Source organism: Microbacterium sp. K41 (assembly GCF_004794395.1).
GTDB classification, from domain to species: domain Bacteria; phylum Actinomycetota; class Actinomycetes; order Actinomycetales; family Microbacteriaceae; genus Microbacterium; species Microbacterium sufflavum.
This window is the reverse complement of sequence record NZ_SSDO01000522.1, coordinates 1-281: the sequence shown is the minus strand read 5'-3', so window position 1 is coordinate 281 and position 281 is coordinate 1. Positions and strand designations below refer to the sequence as shown.

The 281-nt window shown below is 78.6% G+C and carries 1 protein-coding gene; it reads right to left on the bottom strand.

The window, feature by feature from the left end; genetic code table 11:
* Window positions 1-281, bottom strand: a 281-nt coding sequence (locus DW309_RS17935) for an ROK family protein (RefSeq protein ID WP_136046145.1), incomplete at both ends; no start/stop codon positions are given.

Genomic DNA, 281 nt, shown 5'->3' with positions numbered 1-281 from the left:
CGGGGTCTCCGGCGGCGGCCGCGGTCGCGACACCGCGGGCGTCGCGGATCGTGGGGTCGCCGCCGAGCGACAGGAAGTGCCGGTGCATGCCGATGCCGGAGCCGATCGCCTCCAGGTGACCGCGGCGACCGCAGGGGCAGCGCAGATGCTCGGCCCCGGGTGTCGGAAGGTGCGCGATCTCGCCCGCCACGTGATGGGCGCCGCGCGCCGCGCGGCCGTCGAGGATCAGCCCGGCGCCGACGCCCGTGCCGACCGCGACGATCAGGGCGCTCGCGGCCCCG